Consider the following 18104-nt stretch of genomic DNA (forward strand, 5'->3'; position numbering starts at 1 on the left):
CGGCGGGGGTGGCGCGGGGGTGGTCAGCCTCGGCGCGGTGGTCTCCTGCGCGCTGTATCTGCGGCAGTTGGCAGAACCACTCGACGCCATTCTGCTGTGGGTGGAGCAACTACAGAGCAGTAGTGCTTCGTTCGCCCGGGTGGAGGGGCTGGCACTGGCCCCGAGCGCACCGCGGTGTGGCGGGCCCACACCCTCCGACGACCGGATCGCGGTCGAGGGTGTGTGGTACGCCTATGACAGCGGGCGCGCCGAGCCGCGCGATGTGCTGCGCGGGGTCGATCTGACCGTACGGCCCGGCGAACGGCTCGCCGTCGTGGGTCCGTCCGGCGCCGGGAAGTCCACCCTGGGCAGGCTGCTGGCCGGTGTCGACCGGCCGCGCGCGGGCTCGGTGACCGTGGGCGGTGTCCCGATCGCGGACCTCGACCCCGGTCAACTGCGCCGCCAGGTCGTCCTGGTGACCCAGGAGCACCATGTCTTCACCGATTCCATCCGCGACAACCTGCTGATCGCCGCGCCGGGCGCCACCGACGAGGAGATACGCACGGCGCTCGACGCCGTCGGCGCGGACTGGATCGACGAGCTGCCGGACGGCCTCGACACCGTGCCGGGTGCGTCGGCGACAGGCGGGGCGGAGCTACGTATCGACGGCGCCCGCGCCCAGCAACTCGCCCTGGCACGGGTGGTGCTGGCCGATCCGCACACCCTCATCCTCGACGAGGCGACAGCCCTGCTCGACCCGGCGACCGCGCGCCACGCGGAACGCGCGCTGGCCGCCGTCCTCGAAGGCCGAACGGTCATCGCCATCGCCCACCGGCTGGACACCGCGCGCGACGCGGACCGGGTGGCGGTGATGGACGACGGCAGGCTGACCGAACTCGGCACGCACGACGCCCTGGTGGCGGCGGGCGGCCCGTACGCCGGGCTGTGGCACTCCTGGCACGGTGACCCGCGGACCCGGCGCTGATACGCGGGCCCGCACAACCGGTACTGACGCGCGGCCCCGCGCACTCGGCGCCGGCACGCGGGCCCGCTGCTCACCGGCCCGTGAACCCGCCGCTCACGCGCTCATCAAGAGGGGCGCGCGGCGGCCGTCCCGTGGTCAGACCGCCGCGGCCGGTGGTGGTGCGAGCTGGTCCGCCAGCCAGGTCGGTACGCCGCCCAGCAGCCGGAACAGCCGGCTCGCCTCCGCGCGCAGCCGGGATGCCTCCGGCTCCGGCTCAGCGTCGGCCAGCGCCGCCAGCGCCGGAGCCGTACCGACCAGATAGCCCAGCTCCTCGCGGATACGGAGCGACTCGCTGAAGCCGTGCCGCGCCTCCGACAGCTCGCCCTCCCGCAGGGCCAGCCCGGCGAGATGGCGCCAGGTGAACGAGAGCAGCAGCGTCTCGCCGTGCGCGGTGGCGGCGGCGTGGGCGCGGCGGTACGCGGCGCGCGCGGACTGCGGGGAGTCCGAGAGATGCTCCGCGATCAGTCCGCGGCGGAAGTCGAGCAGGGCACGGGCGGGCGCCGTCGGGTCGAGCAGGGCCGCCGCTCTGCCGAGGGCGGCGCGTGCCTCGTCCGCGCGGTCGCGCACGCCGAGGACGGTCGAGGCGTAGGCGAGATGGCCGCGTTCGCAGGCCGCGGCGCCGCGCTCGTCGTCCTCGCGGGCCGTGGCCTCCGCGGAGCGCAGCGCGTCCTCGGCCTCCGGCCAGCCGGTCCCGGTGAACAGACAGCGCTCGACGAGCAGCGAGGCCCGTTGGAGCGCGGGCGCCGGGGCGGCGGTGTGCGGTGCGAGCAGGGCCGCTGCGTCGGTCCAACAGCCGCGCGAGCGCAGCCGCCATACCGCGGTCTGGAGTGGGTTGTCACCAGCGGTGGTTCCGGAACCAGACATGGCGGTATGCGCCACATTGCCCTCCCCGAGCGCGCCATTGTGCTGTTGAGTGTGGACGCATCTCAGCACGGATGAGCATGCCGGGCCAATAGGTCAGGTGAAAAATTTCACAATCACTTGGGGTGCGAAGTCGGTCTTGAAGGGCGGCAGAAGGGGCGCGCGAGGGGTGCCGCAGAGCGGGTCCGGGGTCGTCGACAGGGCCCTCACCTGCGGTGACGGCGGCGGTACGGTCGGCGGCGCGGGCGCCCGGGTGGTGGAACTCACAGTCCGGGGACATGGCGGATCTTTTCCGTGCCCGTATCGGGTGATCGCGTCAACCGGCCTGGACAGAGGCTTCGACGAGGGCCGTGCGAACGAAGCTTTTCGGCCACCGGGAGGCCGCCGGGGGGCACCGGGCCGGGTGCCCGGGCTATCAGGGGGCGCGCCGGGCCACCGGACGCGCGCGCAGGCCGTCAGGCAGGCGTCCAGGTCACCTGGCCACGCGGTCCCGCCCGGGCGCCCGGGCGACGCGCCCTCGCCAGGCCTCGGAACGCGGCCCGGCCAGCCAGGCACCGGCTCAGCTCATTCTCAGGGCCAGGAAGAAGTCCAGCTTGTCCTCCAGGCGTGACAGATCCCGCCCGGTGAGCTGTTCGATCCTGCCCACTCGATAGCGCAGCGTGTTCACATGCAGATGCAGTCTGGCCGCGCACCGGGTCCAGGAGCCGTCGCAGTCGAGGAACGCCTCCAGGGTGGGGATCAGCTCCGCGCGATGGCGCCGGTCGTAGGCGCGGAGCGGGTCCAGGAGCCGCGCCGTGAACGCCCGGCGCACATCGTCGGGCACGAAGGGCAGCAGCAGGACGTGCGAGGCCAGCTCGTGATGGCCCGCGGCGCAGACCCGTCCGGCCCGGGCCGCGGCCACCCGGCGGGCGTGCCGGGCCTCCTCCAGGGCGCCGCGCAGCCCCTCCGCCGAGTGGACGACCGCGCTGACCCCCACAGTGAGCCGTCCGTCGTCGCCGAGGCCCGCCGACAGGGGCTCCCGTACGGCGGCCAGCAGCGCGTCCGCGCGCAGACCGGGTTCGGGCGCCGGATCCGTGTCGGCCTCCGACGGGTCGGCCAGTACCAGCAGCACCGCGGGCATGGCCGGAAGCGGTACGAGCGCGACCGCCTCGTCACCCGTCCGTGCCACCGCGATCCGGTCGGGTGAGTCCGCCGCGGCCGCTCCTGCCGGTGCCCCCGCCGCCCCGGCTCCCGCTGCCCCGGTCCCCGGCGTCACCGGGCCGGCCAGGATCTCCTCGAGCAGTGCCTGGGCGACCGGGCCGCCGCTCACCTCCGTGCCCGTGCCCGTACCTGTACCGCTGTGACCGCCCTGGCCGGAACCGCCGTCCCGGGCCCAGTCCACCGTGGCCACCACCACCTGCCAGTGCGGCGCGGTCGTCAGCCCCGGCAGCAGCACCGGAGCGGCCACCCGCAGCCGCGCCGCGATCTCGGCCGGCGCCGCGGCCGCCTGGATCAGCTCCACGACATCCTGGGCGAGTCGGCGCCGTACCGCGCGGGCCGCGTCCCGCCGGTCCCGCTCCACCGCGATGAGCTGTGTGACGCCCCGTAGCAGATCGAGGCGGGCCGTCGGCCAGTCGCCCGCGTCCGCCTCGACGGCCAGCAGCCAGTCGGAGAGCACGGTCTCGCGCACATCGGGCGAGGCGAGGGCGGAGGCCCCGCGCCCCGGCTCTCGTACCGGGAAGAGGGAGTACGCCGTGCCGTCGACGCTCGTACGGTACGGGCTCCGGCGGCCCGCGCGGGTCGCGGCGAGATGCTCGCCGGCGAGCGCGGTGGCGCGGGCCGCGGGCAGCGGCTTCCCGGCGCCCGCGATGTGCCGGCCGGTGGGGGAGAGCACCCAGGCCCGCAGATCGAGATCGGAGCCGAGCAGATCCAGGACCGCGTCCGGGCCGCCGCCCGCCGGGCCCGCCGTCATCAGCCTGCGGTGCCGGTCCACCACGGCCGCCAGATCCCCGGCCCGCTCCCCGGACACCTGGCGGACCACGTACTCGGTGATCGTCGCGAAGGCGACGGCCTCGCTCACCGCGAACAGCGGAAGTCGATGGCGTGTGCATGCCACGATGAGATCGTCGGGCACCTCGCCCAGTTCCGCCTCGCCCGCGGCGAGGGCGGCGACCCCGGCGGCGACGAGAATGCGGACGAACGGTTCGGACTCCTCGGCGCGCCGCCGCCAGGCGAGGCCGGTGAGGACCAGTTCACCGCCGGAGAGATAGCGGCTCGGATCGCGCAGATCGGTGGTCATCACCCCGCGCACGGAACGATCCAGTTCGTCCTCGCCGCCGAGCAGCCGCAGCCCCAGCGCGTCGGTGTCCAGCAGTGCGCGCAGCCGCATCTCGTTGTCGCCGATCTCTCTCGTGGTTTCGTTCGAATCTACAAGACCCTGAGGACGGCCAGCCAACTCCTTCATGGTTTCGGTGACTGCACCAGCCGGAGCACTCCTTGTGTACTGGGGCCATAGCGCGTCAACAGCTCATGAAAAGCCCCGATCGTCAACGATCAGATCACGACGAATCGCCATCGGCGAGCGGATCGCCAACGATCAGAAGAGAGCACTCATGGACTTCCTTCGCCCGGCAAGCTGGGAGGAGGCGCTCGCCGCCAAGGCCGCGCACCCCACGGCCGTGCCCATCGCGGGTGGCACGGACGTCATGGTCGAGATCAACTTCGATCACCGCCGGCCGGAGTATCTGCTCGATCTGAACCGGATCGGCGAGCTGAGCGAGTGGGCGGTCGGCGAGGAGACCGTCGAACTGGGCGCCTCCGTCCCGTACACCCGCATCATGGAGGACCTCAGGGCCGAGCTGCCGGGCCTGGCACTCGCGTCGCACACCGTCGCCTCGCCGCAGATCCGCAACCGCGGCGGCGTCGGCGGCAACCTCGGCACCGCCTCCCCGGCCGGCGACGCGCATCCGGCGCTGCTGGCCGCGGGCGCCGAGGTGGAGGTCGAGTCGGTACGCGGCAGCCGTCGGATCCCGATCGACGACTTCTACACCGGAGTGAAGCGCAATGCCCTCGCCGCCGACGAACTGATCAAAACCGTGCACATCAGGAAAGCGGACGGTCCGCAGCAGTTCTCGAAGGTCGGGACCCGTAACGCGATGGTCATCGCGCTCTGTGCCTTCGGGCTCGCCCTGCACCCCGGAACCCGTACCGTACGGACCGGTATCGGCTCCGCCGCCCCCACCCCGGTACGGGCCCGCGTGGCCGAGGAGTTCCTGAACGCGGCGCTCGACGAGGGCGGTTTCTGGGAGAGCGGCAAGGTCATCACACCGTCCGTGGCCCGGCAGTTCGCCATGCTCGTCTCGGCCGCCTGCAACCCCATCGACGATGTGCGCGGCACCGCCGCGTACCGCCGCCACGCGGTCGACATCATGGCCCGCCGCCAGCTCGGCTGGACCTGGGAGCAGTACCGCCGGGGCGGCCACCCCCTGGAAGGAGCGGCGTGATCATGCGGGTGACATTCACGGTCAACGGGCGTGAGCAGGTGGCCGACGATGTGTGGGAGGGCGAGAGCCTGCTGTACGTCCTGCGCGAGCGGCTGGGCCTGCCGGGCTCCAAGAACGCCTGTGAGCAGGGCGAATGCGGTTCTTGTACGGTACGGCTCGACGGCGTCCCGGTCTGTGCCTGTCTGGTGGCGGCCGGGCAGGCGGAGGGCCGCGAGGTCATCACGGTCGAGGGCCTCGCCGACTACGCCCGGCGGCGCGACTCCGGGGTGAGTGACTCCGGGGCGAGCGACTCCGGGCGGTCCGGTTCCGGGGAACGCGGCGCCGAACACCCCGGTGACGGCGCCGGCGAACTGTCCGTGATCCAGCAGGCGTTCATCGACGCGGGCGCCGTCCAGTGCGGCTTCTGCACCCCCGGGCTGCTCGTCGCCGCCGACGAGATGCTGGAGCGCAATCCCTCCCCGAGCGACGCCGACATCCGGGAGGCGCTCTCCGGCAACCTCTGCCGCTGCACCGGTTACGAGAAGATCCTCGACGCGGTGCGTCTCGCGGCCGCCCGTCAGGAAGAGGCGGTCTGACCGCGATGCCCACCACCGGCACCCCCACCAGCCTCAGCCAGGGCTCCCGCACCAGCGGCGGCATCGGCGAATCGACCCTCCGGCCCGACGGCACGCTCAAGGTCACCGGAGAGTTCGCGTACTCCTCGGACATGTGGCACGACGACATGTTGTGGGGCCACACACTGCGCTCCACCGTGGCGCACGCGGCCATCAGATCCATCGACATCGCGGAGGCCCTCGCCACCCCCGGTGTCCACGCCGTCCTCACCTATGACGACCTCCCGGCCCCGGTGAAGAACTACGGCCTGGAGATCCAGGACACCCCCGTTCTCGCCCATGGCAAGGTCCGGCACCACGGCGAACCGGTCGCGGTCATCGCCGCCGACCATCCAGAGACCGCCCGCCGTGCCGCCGCCAAGATCCGGGTCGACTACGCCGAACTGCCCGTCGTCACCGACGAGGCCTCGGCCACCGCCCCCGGCGCGCCGCTCGTCCATGAGGACCGTGCCGACCACCACAGCGGCCATGTCCCGCACCCCAACATCGTGCACCGCCAGCCCATCGTCCGCGGCGACGCCGCCGGGGCCGCCGCCCGCGCCGATGTGATCGTCACGGGCGACTATGTCTTCGGCATGCAGGACCAGGCCTTCCTCGGCCCGGAATCCGGACTCGCGGTGCCCGCCGAGGACGGCGGTGTCGACCTCTATGTCGCCACCCAGTGGCTCCACTCCGACCTCCGCCAGATCGCGCCCGTTCTCGGCCTGCCCGAGGAGAAGGTCCGCATGACCCTCTCCGGGGTCGGCGGGGCCTTCGGCGGCCGGGAGGACCTGTCGATGCAGATCCACGGCTGTCTGCTGGCCCTGCGCACCGGCAAGCCGGTCAAGATGGTCTACAACCGGTTCGAGTCGTTCTTCGGCCATGTCCACCGTCACCCCGCCAGGCTCCACTACGAGCACGGCGCCACCCGCGACGGCAGGATCACGCACATGAAGTGCCGGATCGTGCTGGACGGCGGCGCGTACGCCTCCTCGTCCCCGGCCGTCGTCGGCAACGCGGCCTCCCTCTCCGCCGGCCCGTACGTCATCGAGAATGTCGACATCGAGGCGCTCGCGCTCTACACCAACAACCCGCCCTGCGGCGCGATGCGCGGCTTCGGCGCCGTCCAGGCGTGCTTCGCGTACGAGGCGCAGATGGACAGGCTGGCGGCGGCGCTGGGGCTGGACCCGGTGGAGTTCCGGCAGCTCAACGCCATGGAGCAGGGCACCCTCATGCCGACAGGACAGCGCGTCGACTCCCCGGCGCCCGTCGCCGAACTGCTGCGCCGCGTCAAGGCCCGCCCTCTCCCGCCCGAGCAGCAGTGGCTGGCGGCCGGCGAGGAGGCAGATGTACGGGCCCTGCCCGGCGGGCTCTCCAACACCACCCACGGCGAAGGGGTCGTACGGGGCGTCGGTTACGCGGTCGGCATCAAGAACGTCGGTTTCTCCGAGGGCTTCGACGACTACTCCACCGCGCGCGTACGGCTCGAAGTGATCGCCGGTGAGCCGGTCGCGGTCGTCCACACCGCGATGGCCGAGGTCGGCCAGGGCGGTGTCACCGTCCACGCGCAGATCGCCCGTACCGAACTCGGCGTCGCCCAGGTCACCATCCTTCCAGCCGACACCCGGGTCGGCTCCGCCGGTTCCACCTCCGCCTCCCGCCAGACCTATGTGACCGGCGGCGCGATCAAGCACACCTGCGAGGCGGTACGGGAGCGGGTGCTGGAGCTCGGCCGGCGCAAGTTCGGCACGTACCACCCGGCCTGGGCCACCGCCGAGCTGCTGCTCGAAGACGGCAAGGTCGTCACCCACGGCGGGGAGGTCCTCGCCGGTCTGGCGGACGTGCTGGAGGACGAGGCGGTGGACCTGGAGCTGGAGTGGCGCCACCGCCCGACCGAGGCCTTCGATCTCCGCACCGGACAGGGCAACGGGCACGTCCAGTACTCGTTCGCCGCACACCGCGCGGTCGTCGAGGTCGACACGGAACTGGGCCTGGTGAAGGTCGTCGAACTGGCCGTCGCCCAGGATGTCGGCAAGGCGCTCAACCCGCTGTCCGTCATCGGCCAGATCCAGGGCGGCACCACCCAGGGCCTGGGCGTGGCGGTCATGGAGGAGATCGTCGTCGACCCGGTGACCGCGAAGGTGCGCAACCCGTCCTTCACGGACTATCTGATCCCCACCATCCTCGACACCCCCACCATCCCCGTCGATCTGCTCGAACTGGCCGACGAGCACGCGCCGTACGGTCTGCGCGGCGCCGGCGAGGCGCCGACCCTCTCCTCGACTCCCGCGATTCTCGCGGCGATCAGGAACGCGACGGGCCTGGAGCTCAACAGGACGCCGGTACGGCCGGAGCACCTCACCGGCACGGGCACCGACAGCAGCGGCACAGGTACCGGCACCGGCGGCCGCACCGCACCGTGACGGCGTCGCCCGACGCGCGGCCCGCGGCCGTGGGCGCGCCGGGTCCGTCCGGTGTTCGAGGACACGGCGAAGCCGTACTCAGCGCGCATCAGATCCCCGAGGAGACCGAGATGCTGGACATCGCCCAAGAGCTGCACAGGTGGGCCGGGCAGGGGCGGGACTTCGCCGTCGCCACGGTCGTCGCGGTCTCCGGCAGCGCGCCGCGCGGGCCGGGCGCCGCGCTCGCCGTCGACAGCGGGGGCGCGGTGATCGGTTCGGTCTCCGGCGGCTGTGTGGAAGGCGCGGTGTACGAGCTGTGCCGGCAGGCGCTGGAGGACGGCGCCACCGTCGTCGAGCGCTTCGGCTACAGCGACGACGACGCCTTCGCGGTGGGCCTGACCTGCGGCGGGGTCATCGACATCCTGGTGACTCCGGTACGAGCGCTGTCACCCGTGCGAGCGCTGCCACCCGGACGAGCGGAACGAGCCGTACGGGTGGTGCGCGCGGAACGAGCAGCGGTACGGGCGGACGCCACCCGGCCGGTGTTCGCCGCGCTGGAGGCCGCGTCCCAGGGGCAAGCCGCCGCCCTCGCCCGCATCACCGAAGGCCCTGCCGAACTGCTGGGCCGCGCCCTGCTCGTGCGTCCCGGCGGCTCGTACGAGGGGAGCCTCGGCGGACACCCTGAGCTGGACCGTACCGCCGCCGCCGAAGCCCTCGCCCTGCTGGACTCCGGCCGTACGGACACCGTCGTCATCGGCGCGAACGGATCGCGCTGCGGCCGGCCGCTGACCCTGCTCGTCGAGTCGAGCGTGCCGCCGCCGCGCATGATCGTCTTCGGCGCCGTCGACTTCGCCTCGGCGCTCGTCCGTACCGGCAAGTTCCTCGGCTACCACGTCACGGTCTGCGACGCGCGGCCCGTCTTCGCCACGCGCGCCCGCTTCCCCGACGCCGACGAGATCGTCGTGGACTGGCCGCACCGCTATCTGGAGTCGGCCGCGACCGACAGCCGCACGGTCCTGTGCGTGCTCACCCACGACGCCAAGTTCGATGTGCCGCTGCTGCGACTGGCGCTGCGGCTGCCGGTCGCGTACGTCGGCGCGATGGGCTCCCGGCGCACCCATGAGGACCGCGCCCGGCGGCTGCGCGAGCACGGGGTCGGCGAGCGGGAGCTGGCCCGGCTGCGCTCGCCGATCGGGCTCGACCTCGGCGCCCGTACCCCCGAGGAGACCGCGCTGTCGATCGCCGCGGAGATCGTCGCGGTACGGCGCGGCGGCAGCGGAGTCCCGCTGACGGGCGCGCACACCCCGATCCACCACGACGAGCCCCGCCCGTGGGCTTACGAGCGGAGCAGGGTCGATACGGCGGTCTGAGCGCCCGCTGCCCCGGCCCGCGGGGCTCACCCTCAGCCCGCGGGATCACCCCGCCTGCGAAGATCACCCTCACCTGCGGGATCACCCCTGCGAGGATCACCCGCGGCCTGCGGGGATCATCCCGATGCCCTGCGCACCAGTTCCGTCCGCAGCACCACATGCTGCCAGGCCGACGCCCCGTCACTGATCGACGCCAGCAGTACCCGGGCCATCGTCCGCCCCATCTCCTCCACCGGCTGGCGCACCGATGTGAGCTGGGGATCCGTGTGGCGCGCGATGGGCGAGTCGTCGAACCCGACCACCGCCACCTCCTCCGGAATCCTGCGGCCCGCCGCCCGCAACGTGTGCAGCGCGCCCACCGCCATCACGTCCGAGGCGGCGAACACCGCGTCCAGATCCGGGTGCCGTTCGAGCAGCTGGGACATCGCGCGCCGGCCGCTCTCCTCCGTGAAGTCGCCATGCGCGATCCAGGCGGGGCGCGGGCCGCCGGGGCTGTCCCGTACCGCCTCCTCGTACCCGCGGAGCCGGCACTGCGCCACATACATGTCGAGCGGTCCCGTGATGGTGGCGATACGGCGCCGGCCCGACACCGACAGATGGTGTACGGCGGCACGCGCGCCGCCCACATTGTCCGAGTCCACATAGGACACGGACTCGTCGCCGGACCTGCGGCCGCTGAGGACCGTGGGCATCTCCATCCCGGCGAGCAGATCGGGCAGCGGATCGCTGTCGTGGAGGGAGACGAGGAGAACACCGTCGATCCGGCGAGCGCGCGCGTACTGGAGGAAGCGCTGCCGTTCCTTCTCGGTACGGACGAGGGTGAGCAGAAGCTGAAGATCGGTGTCTGCGAGACCGTCGCCCACGCCATGGACGATGTCGGAGAAGTACGGCTCGGCGAAGAACCGTTTCTCGGTCTCCGGTATCACCAGTGCCACGGCATCGCTGCGGCTGCCCGCCAGGGCGCGGGCGGCGCGGTTGGGTATGTAGCCGAGCTGGGCGATCGCCTGCTCGACGAGATGGCGGGTGGTGTCCTTGACCCGCGGCGAATTGTTGATGACGCGGGACACCGTGCCCCGGCCGACGCCCGCGAGCGCGGCGACTTCTTCCAGGGTGGGCTGGCCCGTACGTCCCTTCGTCACCATCGGGGGCGACCTCCCGTCGCGAGTGTGCCTGAGCCTGATCCAGGAGCGGGGAACGGGCTGGCGCCATCCAACCACTGGGAGCGCTCCCATGCACGCGAACAGTACATAGGACCGTATCCGGACCACATACCGCCCTGCCTGGAAATACCGCCCCGTCCGGAGAACCGGCCCTCTAGGCGCGGCAGCGTGACCCTCCGGAGTGGCCGCGTGCCTGTCCGGAGCGGCGGTGCGGGCCCGCGAGGATCCGCCGGACAGGGCCTGCGAACTCTAGAGCGGCAGCGCGCAGACGGCCACCGGGGCCTGGAACGGCCGGCCCGCGGAGCGCAGCCCGCCGCCGGTCTGGTCGACATGGAAGACCGTCACCGAGTTCGACCGCTGGTTCGCGGCGAACAGCAGATTCCCGGCGGGCGAGAGGCCGAGCTGCCGGGGGAAGTCGCCGCCCACCGGCACGGTGTCCAGCAGCCGGAGCGTCCCGCCGCCCGCCTCGACCGCGTAGCGGGTCAGGCTGTTGCGGCCCCGGTTGGCGAGATACGCGAAGGCGCCATTGGCGGTGACCACGAGCTGGGACGGGAAGCTGTCGCCCGCGCCGCCCGCCCCGGTGGGCTGCGGCTCGCCGGGGGTCAGCAGCCCGCTCTCCGGCTCGTACGCGCAGACCACGGCGGTGTTGTCCAGCTCATTGGCGAGATAGGCGTACGCGCCGGACGGATGGAACGTGAGATGGCGCGGGCCCGCGCCGGGGCGCAGCCGCGCGTACGAGACCTGGGCGAGCGTGCCCGCCACCGTGTCCAGCCGGTAGGTGTAGACGGTGTCGTTGCCCAGATCGACAGCCAGGACATGGCCGCCGTCCGGCGAGGTGACGATCTGGTGCGCGTGCGGGCCGCTCTGGCCGGGGCCCGGCGGCGGCGCGGAGTGCGCCATCAGATCCGTGCGCTCACCCAGCGCGCCCGCCGCGTCGATGGGGTGCACGGCCACACTGCCGGAGGTGTAGTTGGCGCTCAGCAGCCAGCGCCCGCCGGGGTGCACCGAGAGATGCGTGGGCCCCGCACCGCCCGTGCTCCGCGTCCCCAGGACCCGGTGCTTTCCGTCCTCGGCCAGGGCGATCGCGGTGACACCGCCGTTCTGCTGCTCATTCACGGTGTAGAGGGTGCGGCCGTCGGGATGGACGGCGAGGTACGAGGGGTTCTCGACGCCCGCGATCGTTCCCGTACCGGACACCGCGCCGGTGGCCGGGTCGTACGAGGCGAGTCCCACCCCGGTGCCGCCGCCCGCGGCCGAGGTGTACGTACCGAGGAACAGCGGCCGGGTGGCGGCGCGTGGCCGGGCGGGCACGGACGGTTCCGCCGTCGGCTGCGGGCGGGGCGGTGACGGGGGTACGACGGGCCCGGGCGCCGCCGCGACGGCCGACGCCGCGGCGAGCGCTCCCATACCGATGAACCGGCGCCTGTTCATTCCGCTCATGCCTCAACTTCCCTTGTCCGCAATCGACTTGACAGCCTGTCTGCCTTCGTTTGGTTCCCCGGTGTCATTCTCGTATCATCCGGCGATGATCATAAGTAGCCGGTTGGCAGCCGCCGTGTGCGGTCTGGTGGCCACTCTGGCCGTAGGGCTCTTCCCTCCCGCTGCCGCCGCTGACGAACCTACCGGGAAACCGGCACCGAAGGTCGATCTCGTCCTCGATGTGAGCGGCTCCATGCGGGCCCGCGACATCGACGGCCAGTCCCGGATGGCCGCGGCGAAGCAGGCGTTCAACGAGGTGTTGGACGCGGTGCCGCAGGAGGTGGAGCTGGGCATCCGCACCCTCGGGGCCAACTATCCGGGCAAGGACACCAAGGTCGGCTGCAAGGACACCCGGCAGCTCTACCCGGTGGGGCCGCTGGACCGTACGGAGGCGAAGACCGCGGTCGCCACCCTCGTCCCCACCGGCTGGACCCCCATCGGACCCGCGCTCCTCGGCGCGGCCGAGGACCTCGACGGCGGTGACGCGACGCGCCGTATCGTCCTCATCACCGACGGCGAGGACACCTGCGCGCCGCTCGACCCGTGCGAGGTCGCGCGGGAGATCGCGGCCCGGGGCATCCATCTCACGATCGACACCCTCGGCCTCGTACCGGACGCCAAGACCCGCAGGCAGCTCACCTGCATCGCCGAGGCCACCGGCGGCACCTACACCTCCGTACGGCACACCGACGAACTATCGGGCCGGGTCAAACAGCTCGTGGACCGCGCCGCCGACCCCGTCGTCACCCCGGTGGCGACCGAGGGCGCCGCGCGCTGCGCCGACGCCCCCCAGATCAAGCCGGGTCTTTACAGCGACCGGGAGAAGTTCTCCGAGCACCGCTGGTACCGCGTGGACGTCCTGCCTGGCCAGGAACTGCGCGCGTCGGTGAGCGTCGCCGCCGACCGCGCCGTCGACCGGGACTACGCGGTGCTGCTGCGCGCCGTGACCGTACACGGCAGAGAGATCGTCCGCGGCTCGGAGGCGGGCGACGGACGCACCGATGTGATCTCGGCGGGGCTGCGCTACCCGAAACCGCCGGCCGACGACGATGACGGAGCCGACGGGCTGAAGCCGGCCGCGGAGACGGTCTGCCTCCAGGTCAGCAACGCCTTCTCCGCGCCCGACTCCGTGCAGACCACCCCGGGTCTGCCGGTCGAGCTGACCGTCGATCTGGTGGACGCGCCCGACGCGGCCTCCGACATCGCCGCGTTCGGCCTCGGCCGCGGCTGGTGGCTGCTCGGCATCCTGGTCCTCACCGGCCTGGCCGCCGGACTGCTGTGGGGCTGGATCTCCCGCCTGCGTGTCGTCTGGAGGACCAACTGATGCGTATCACCGGTCTGTTCGTGAAATCCCTGATGGCCGGGGCGCTGCTGTCCGCCACCGCGCTGTTCGGTTCGGCGGGCACCGCCCTGGCCGACGAGACCCCCGTACCCGCCACCGAGGGGTCCGAGAACGCCGACGGGCCCGAGGCCGCGGGGCCGACCGAGGCGGGCACCTCCTTCCGTACGGCCGCCGCCTTCAGGCCGGGGCAGACGGCTTCGGCCGAGGCCTCCACGGGTGACTACCTCTACTGGGTCTTCCCGGCCGACGCGGGGCAGCGCCCCACCGTACGGGCCACGGTCACCCTGCCCGAGTCCGCCGCCGCGAGGAAGGGCGCGCTGACCTGGCAGGTCGACGTCTACGACGGGCTGCGCCGCCGCCAGCCCTGTGTGAGCGGCGCCCAGACGAAGGCGGTCGCCGCGGACGCGGACACGGTCTCGCTGCGCTGCACGCTCCGTGCGGTACGGGCCTGGGCCGAGCCCTGGTCCAACGATCCGCTGCCGGGCAGCTACTACGTACGCCTCACCGTCGTGAACGCGGAGGAGGAGGACCTCGGTCTGCCGGTGCGGACGGAGGTCGAGGCGGCCACGCCGGGCGCGGGCGGTGCGTACGCGGTCGGCGGAAAGCTGTCCGAGCCGCTCGTCCCGGGGATCACGGAGGCGTCGTCGGAGACGGCCGTGACCGCGTCGGAGCCGGAGGACGGCTGGTCCTCGGGCTGGTGGACGGACCGCTGGATCTGGACGGTGGCGGGGGGTGTGCTGGGCGCGCTCGCGGGCATCGCCGGGTACACACTGGCGCGGCCGTCGCGCCGGGCCTGAAAGGCCTGACGGGCCTGTAGGACGTACGGAAGTGAGAAGGCGGCGGGTCCGGGTGCGTCCGGGCCCGCCGCCTTCGTCGTGGGTTTCGGGGCCGCGGTCGCGGACCGGGACTGTCCGCGAGCGCCGCCGGGCAGGGCCTGGCCGCCGAAGAGGGCCAGGTGGAGCGACCGGCAGGGGCCGGGCAGGGGCTGGTGGAGCATCCGGCAAGGACCGGGCAGGGGCCGGTGGAGCGGCCGGCTGGGGCCGGGCAGGGCCCGGTGCCGCGACCGGCAAGGTGCGCAACGGGGCCGGACCCTGCCGGGAGGGGCACTAGTTTGGTGGCCATGGCCGCCGCGAGGACGATCACGATCAGCTCCGCCAGTCACCCCGTGCTCTCCACCCGCGCGCTCAGCCGGGCCACGCTGGAGCGCCAGCTCCTGCTCCGCCGCAGCGCGCTGTCCGCCGAGGCCGCCGTCACACATCTGCTCGGACTCCAGGCCCAGAACGTCAAGCCGCCGTACTTCCAGCTCGCGGCCCGCCTGGAGGATTTCGTACCCGACGACCTGTCCGCGCTGATGGCCGCGCGCCGGGTCGCCCGGCTGGTCACGCTCCGCTCCACCATCCATACGCACACCGCCGACGACTGCCTCACCCTCCGCCCGCTCGTGCAGGCCGCGCGGGACCGGGAGCTGAGAACGTTCCGCGACCGGTTGACCGGGGTGGACCTGGACCGGCTCGCCGCTCGTGTCCGGGAGCTGGTCGAGGAGCGGCCCCGGCCGCTGAAGGAGCTGCGCGAGGCGCTGGCCGAGGAGTGGCCCGAGGCCGAGCCGTTCGCGCTGGGGGTCGCCGGGCGCTGTCTCGTGCCGCTCGTACAGACCACTCCGCGTGGACTGTGGGGCCGCGCCGGGCAGGTCACGCTCACCACCGCCGAGCACTGGTTCGGGCGTCCCGCCGTGCCGGTGCCCGCGCCGGACAACACCGTACTGCGCTATCTCGCCGCCTTCGGCCCGGCCTCCGTCAAGGACATGCAGGTCTGGTCCGGGCTCACCAGGCTGCGGGAGGCCTTCGAGCGGCTGCGGCCCCGGCTGCTCACCTTTCAGGACGAGAGCGGGACCGAGCTGTTCGACCTGCCGGAGGCGCCACGGCCCGCCGAGGACACCCCCGCGCCGCCGCGCTTCCTGCCCGAGTACGACAACCTCCTGCTCTCGCACTCCGACCGGAGCCGCGTGGTCCCGCCCGCGTACCGGGGCCGCGCTGTCCGGGGCAACCAGCCTTTCCGCACGTTCCTCGTGGACGGCTTCCTGGCCGGGATCTGGCAGCTCACCGAGAGCGGCGGGCACACGACCCTGACCGTCGAGGCCTTCGGCGGGCTGACCCCCGGGCAACGCGCCGAGGTGGCCGAGGAGGGGGAGCGGATGCTTGCCGTCATGGGCATGGGCGGATCGCACGACATCCGGTTCGGGAGTTTCAGCGAGTTGCAGGGCTGAGCGTTCCAGGGCGGGAGGTCACAGTCCGACATCCCGTGCGCGCAGGTCGTCGAAGGTCTCCCGGCGTACCAGAAGGCGGGACCGCCCCGCCGAGACCGCGACCACCGGTGGCCGGCCGGTCATGTTGTAACCGGACGCCATCGACACCTGGTAGGCACCGGCGGCCGGGACCGCCAGCACATCACCGGGTCTGATGTCCGCGGGCAACTCCACAGGACCGGCGAGCACATCGCCCGCCTCGCAGTGCCGGCCGACGACCGTCGCCGTCCGCATGGGGGCCGTGGAGGCATGGCCCACCCGGCGGACCGTGTAACGCGCGCCGTACAGCGCGGGCCGCGGGTTGTCGCTCATCCCGCCGTCGACCGCGACAAAGACACCCCCGCCGCCCCGCTTCACCGACAGCACGCGGTAGAGCGCGATCCCGGCGGGTGCGACGACCGAGCGGCCCGGCTCCACCGTCAGCGCGGGTACGGGCAGACCGTGGGCGGCACAGGCGTCCGCGAGGGTGGTGGTGATCAGGCGCCCGTACTCGGCGGGGGCGGGCGCCGGATCGCCCGGTACGTACGCCACCGCGAAGCCGCCGCCCAGATCCAGTTCGGGCAGGGTCACTCCGTACCGCTCCCTGATCCGCGCCAGAAACGCCACAAGACGGCGGACCTCCTCGGCGTACGGCTCCGGACCGGCGATCTGGGAGCCGAGATGGCAGTGCAGGCCGGTGAGTTCGAGCCGGGGCTGGCCGAGGATCCGGCCGACCGTCTCCTCGGCGGAGCCGTCCGCGATCGAGAGCCCGAACTTCTGGCCCTCCGTCCCCGTACGGATCTTGGGGTGTGCGCCCGCCTCGATTCCCGGCAGGACACGGACCAGCACCCGCTGCGGACCGGGACCCGGCGCCTGCGCGGCGATCCTCGCCGTCTCGCAGGCCGAGTCGATGACGATCCGGCCGACGCCCAGGCGCAGCGCCGCCGACAGATCCCGCGGGGACTTGGCGTTTCCGTGCAGCACGATCCGCTCGGGCGGAAAGCCGCGGGTGGCCGCCAGTTCCAGTTCGCCGGCGGAGCAGACATCGAGGCCGAGGCCCTCCTGGTCGATCCAGTCGACGACCGCCCGGCAGAGGAACGCCTTGGCGGCGTAGACGATCTCGGCGTCGGGCAGCGCCCGCCGCCAGGCCCGGGCACGGGCCCGGACTTCGTCCTCGTCGAGGATGTACACCGGGGTGCCATAGCGGTCGGCCAGCTCCGCGAGACCGACCCCGGCGACCGCGATGTCCCCGCCGGGCGCCACAACGGCGGACGCGGGCCAGACCGGCGGGGCGTTCAACTCGTTGATGAGCGCGTGGACACGCCTCAGCGGTTCGGTGGTCATACGGGCATCGCCTCCGGCCGTACGAGTTCCGGCCGTACGAGCTCTGGCCTTGCGAGCTCCGGCTGTGCGGGCGCGTCCGCCGGTTCCGCAACGGCCGGGGCATGGCGGGCGCAGGCCCTGACCGGAGCGGCCTGCCGGCCGATGGCGGGAACGGGGGCTGGGGCGGTGAGCTGGGGGTCCACCGTGACGATCGTCGTTCCGAGCGGTGCGGCGAGCGCGCGCAGCGCGGGCTCAGCCAGCCTGATCCACGCCTGCTGCTCGCCGAGAACGGCGGTCAGCCGGCGCGGGCTGGTGAAGCCGATCGCGGTCCGCGCGCCGAGCGGCGTGCGGGCGAAGCGGAGCTGATACCCGCCGCACGAGCCGAGCCGTACGGGCACAAACAGCGGCCGTACCGCACGGCAGTCGTCGGGGCGGGAGCCGTCGAGGCCCGGATCGGAGGCGTCGGGATCGGAGGGGTCCGAATCGTCCGGGACCGCGTCGTCGGTGGCTGCGGCCGAATCGGCGGGCTCCGAGTCCGCGTCCTCGGGTATGAGGCGCTCCATGGTGTCCTCCCAGGGGAGTCGTTCACTGCCTGACTCCAGGAAGCTATGCCCGGCGGAAGACGGATCGCCGGGCCCATGACGGAGCGTTGACCGCGGAAGCCCGCTTTTTGACGCACCCCTGGCGCCGGCCGATGTCCAAGCCCCGACTGCCGAGCCCTGGCCTCGACTCCGAGCTCCGGCCCCGAACCCCGGCTCCGAACCCAGGCTTCCGGGCCGCAGCCCCATGACCCCGGCCCCGAACACAT

Annotated in this window: 14 protein-coding genes; 8 read left to right on the forward strand and 6 right to left on the reverse strand. The window is 72.9% G+C overall.

All coding sequences use genetic code 11. The features are described from left to right. Window positions 1-964: ABC transporter ATP-binding protein (locus tag WH07_RS27990; RefSeq protein ID WP_046505849.1), on the forward strand; the 964-nt coding region annotated here is incomplete at its 5' end. 135 nt (window positions 965-1099) lie between these two features. On the opposite strand, the gene WH07_RS27995 is transcribed toward WH07_RS27990, so the two are convergent. Both WH07_RS27995 and WH07_RS28000 read right to left on the reverse strand, forming a co-directional pair. Further along, window positions 1100-1867, reverse strand: coding sequence for a hypothetical protein (locus WH07_RS27995; protein WP_232789081.1), 768 nt, complete (start codon window positions 1865-1867; stop codon window positions 1100-1102). Window positions 1868-2423: 556 nt separating this feature from the next. Further along, on the reverse strand, window positions 2424-4232 hold the full coding sequence (locus tag WH07_RS28000; protein ID WP_046505831.1) for a PucR family transcriptional regulator ligand-binding domain-containing protein: 1809 nt from the start codon (window positions 4230-4232) through the stop codon (window positions 2424-2426). A gap of 223 nt (window positions 4233-4455) precedes the next feature. Between WH07_RS28000 and WH07_RS28005 the strand changes: the two genes are divergently transcribed. The 4 genes from WH07_RS28005 (at window position 4456) to WH07_RS28020 (ending at window position 9711) form a co-directional block, all read left to right on the forward strand. Next, complete coding sequence (locus WH07_RS28005; protein WP_046505833.1) at window positions 4456-5346, forward strand: FAD binding domain-containing protein; 891 nt, start codon at window positions 4456-4458, stop codon at window positions 5344-5346. 2 nt (window positions 5347-5348) lie between these two features. After that, the gene (locus WH07_RS28010) at window positions 5349-5921 is read left to right on the forward strand and encodes a (2Fe-2S)-binding protein (RefSeq protein WP_046505835.1); all 573 of its coding nucleotides are present in this window, start codon (window positions 5349-5351) and stop codon (window positions 5919-5921) included. Between the two features lie 5 nt (window positions 5922-5926). After that, complete coding sequence (locus tag WH07_RS28015; RefSeq protein WP_046505837.1) at window positions 5927-8362, forward strand: xanthine dehydrogenase family protein molybdopterin-binding subunit; 2436 nt, start codon at window positions 5927-5929, stop codon at window positions 8360-8362. 110 nt (window positions 8363-8472) lie between these two features. Next, complete coding sequence (locus WH07_RS28020; protein WP_046505851.1) at window positions 8473-9711, forward strand: XdhC family protein; 1239 nt, start codon at window positions 8473-8475, stop codon at window positions 9709-9711. Window positions 9712-9827: 116 nt separating this feature from the next. Here WH07_RS28020 and WH07_RS28025 read toward each other — a convergent pair whose 3' ends face one another. Further along, window positions 9828-10853, reverse strand: a complete 1026-nt coding sequence (locus WH07_RS28025; protein WP_106409696.1) for a LacI family DNA-binding transcriptional regulator — start codon at window positions 10851-10853, stop codon at window positions 9828-9830. Window positions 10854-11120: 267 nt separating this feature from the next. Further along, on the reverse strand, window positions 11121-12311 hold the full coding sequence (locus WH07_RS28030) for a lactonase family protein (RefSeq protein ID WP_046505839.1): 1191 nt from the start codon (window positions 12309-12311) through the stop codon (window positions 11121-11123). Between the two features lie 85 nt (window positions 12312-12396). On the opposite strand from WH07_RS28030, the gene WH07_RS28035 reads away from it, so the two are divergent. The 3 genes from WH07_RS28035 to WH07_RS28045 all read left to right on the forward strand — a co-directional run bounded on the left by WH07_RS28035 (window position 12397) and on the right by WH07_RS28045 (window position 15955). Continuing rightward, window positions 12397-13674: a VWA domain-containing protein gene (locus WH07_RS28035; protein WP_046505853.1), complete on the forward strand. Its 1278-nt coding sequence runs from the start codon at window positions 12397-12399 to the stop codon at window positions 13672-13674. Next, window positions 13674-14489 carry a hypothetical protein gene (locus tag WH07_RS28040; RefSeq protein ID WP_046505841.1) on the forward strand — a complete coding sequence of 272 codons (816 nt, stop codon included), beginning with the start codon at window positions 13674-13676 and terminating at the stop codon, window positions 14487-14489. Before WH07_RS28035 ends, WH07_RS28040 begins: the two co-directional genes overlap by 1 nt. 323 nt (window positions 14490-14812) lie before the next feature. Next, window positions 14813-15955 carry a winged helix DNA-binding domain-containing protein gene (locus WH07_RS28045; protein ID WP_046505845.1) on the forward strand — a complete coding sequence of 381 codons (1143 nt, stop codon included), beginning with the start codon at window positions 14813-14815 and terminating at the stop codon, window positions 15953-15955. 18 nt (window positions 15956-15973) lie between these two features. Here the strand turns inward: WH07_RS28045 and lysA are convergent, their stop codons facing one another. Then, entirely contained in the window at window positions 15974-17317 is a 1344-nt protein-coding gene (lysA, locus tag WH07_RS28050; protein WP_046505847.1) for a diaminopimelate decarboxylase, read from the reverse strand. Continuing rightward, window positions 17314-17859 (reverse strand): SAV_915 family protein, encoded by a 546-nt coding sequence (locus WH07_RS41400; RefSeq protein ID WP_408645945.1) that lies wholly within the window; start codon window positions 17857-17859, stop codon window positions 17314-17316. The genes lysA and WH07_RS41400 overlap by 4 nt, the downstream gene beginning before the upstream one ends. Between the last annotated feature and the right edge of the window lie 245 nt (window positions 17860-18104).

Origin of the sequence: Streptomyces odonnellii, assembly GCF_000981895.1 — a bacterium.
GTDB lineage: Bacteria > Actinomycetota > Actinomycetes > Streptomycetales > Streptomycetaceae > Streptomyces > Streptomyces odonnellii.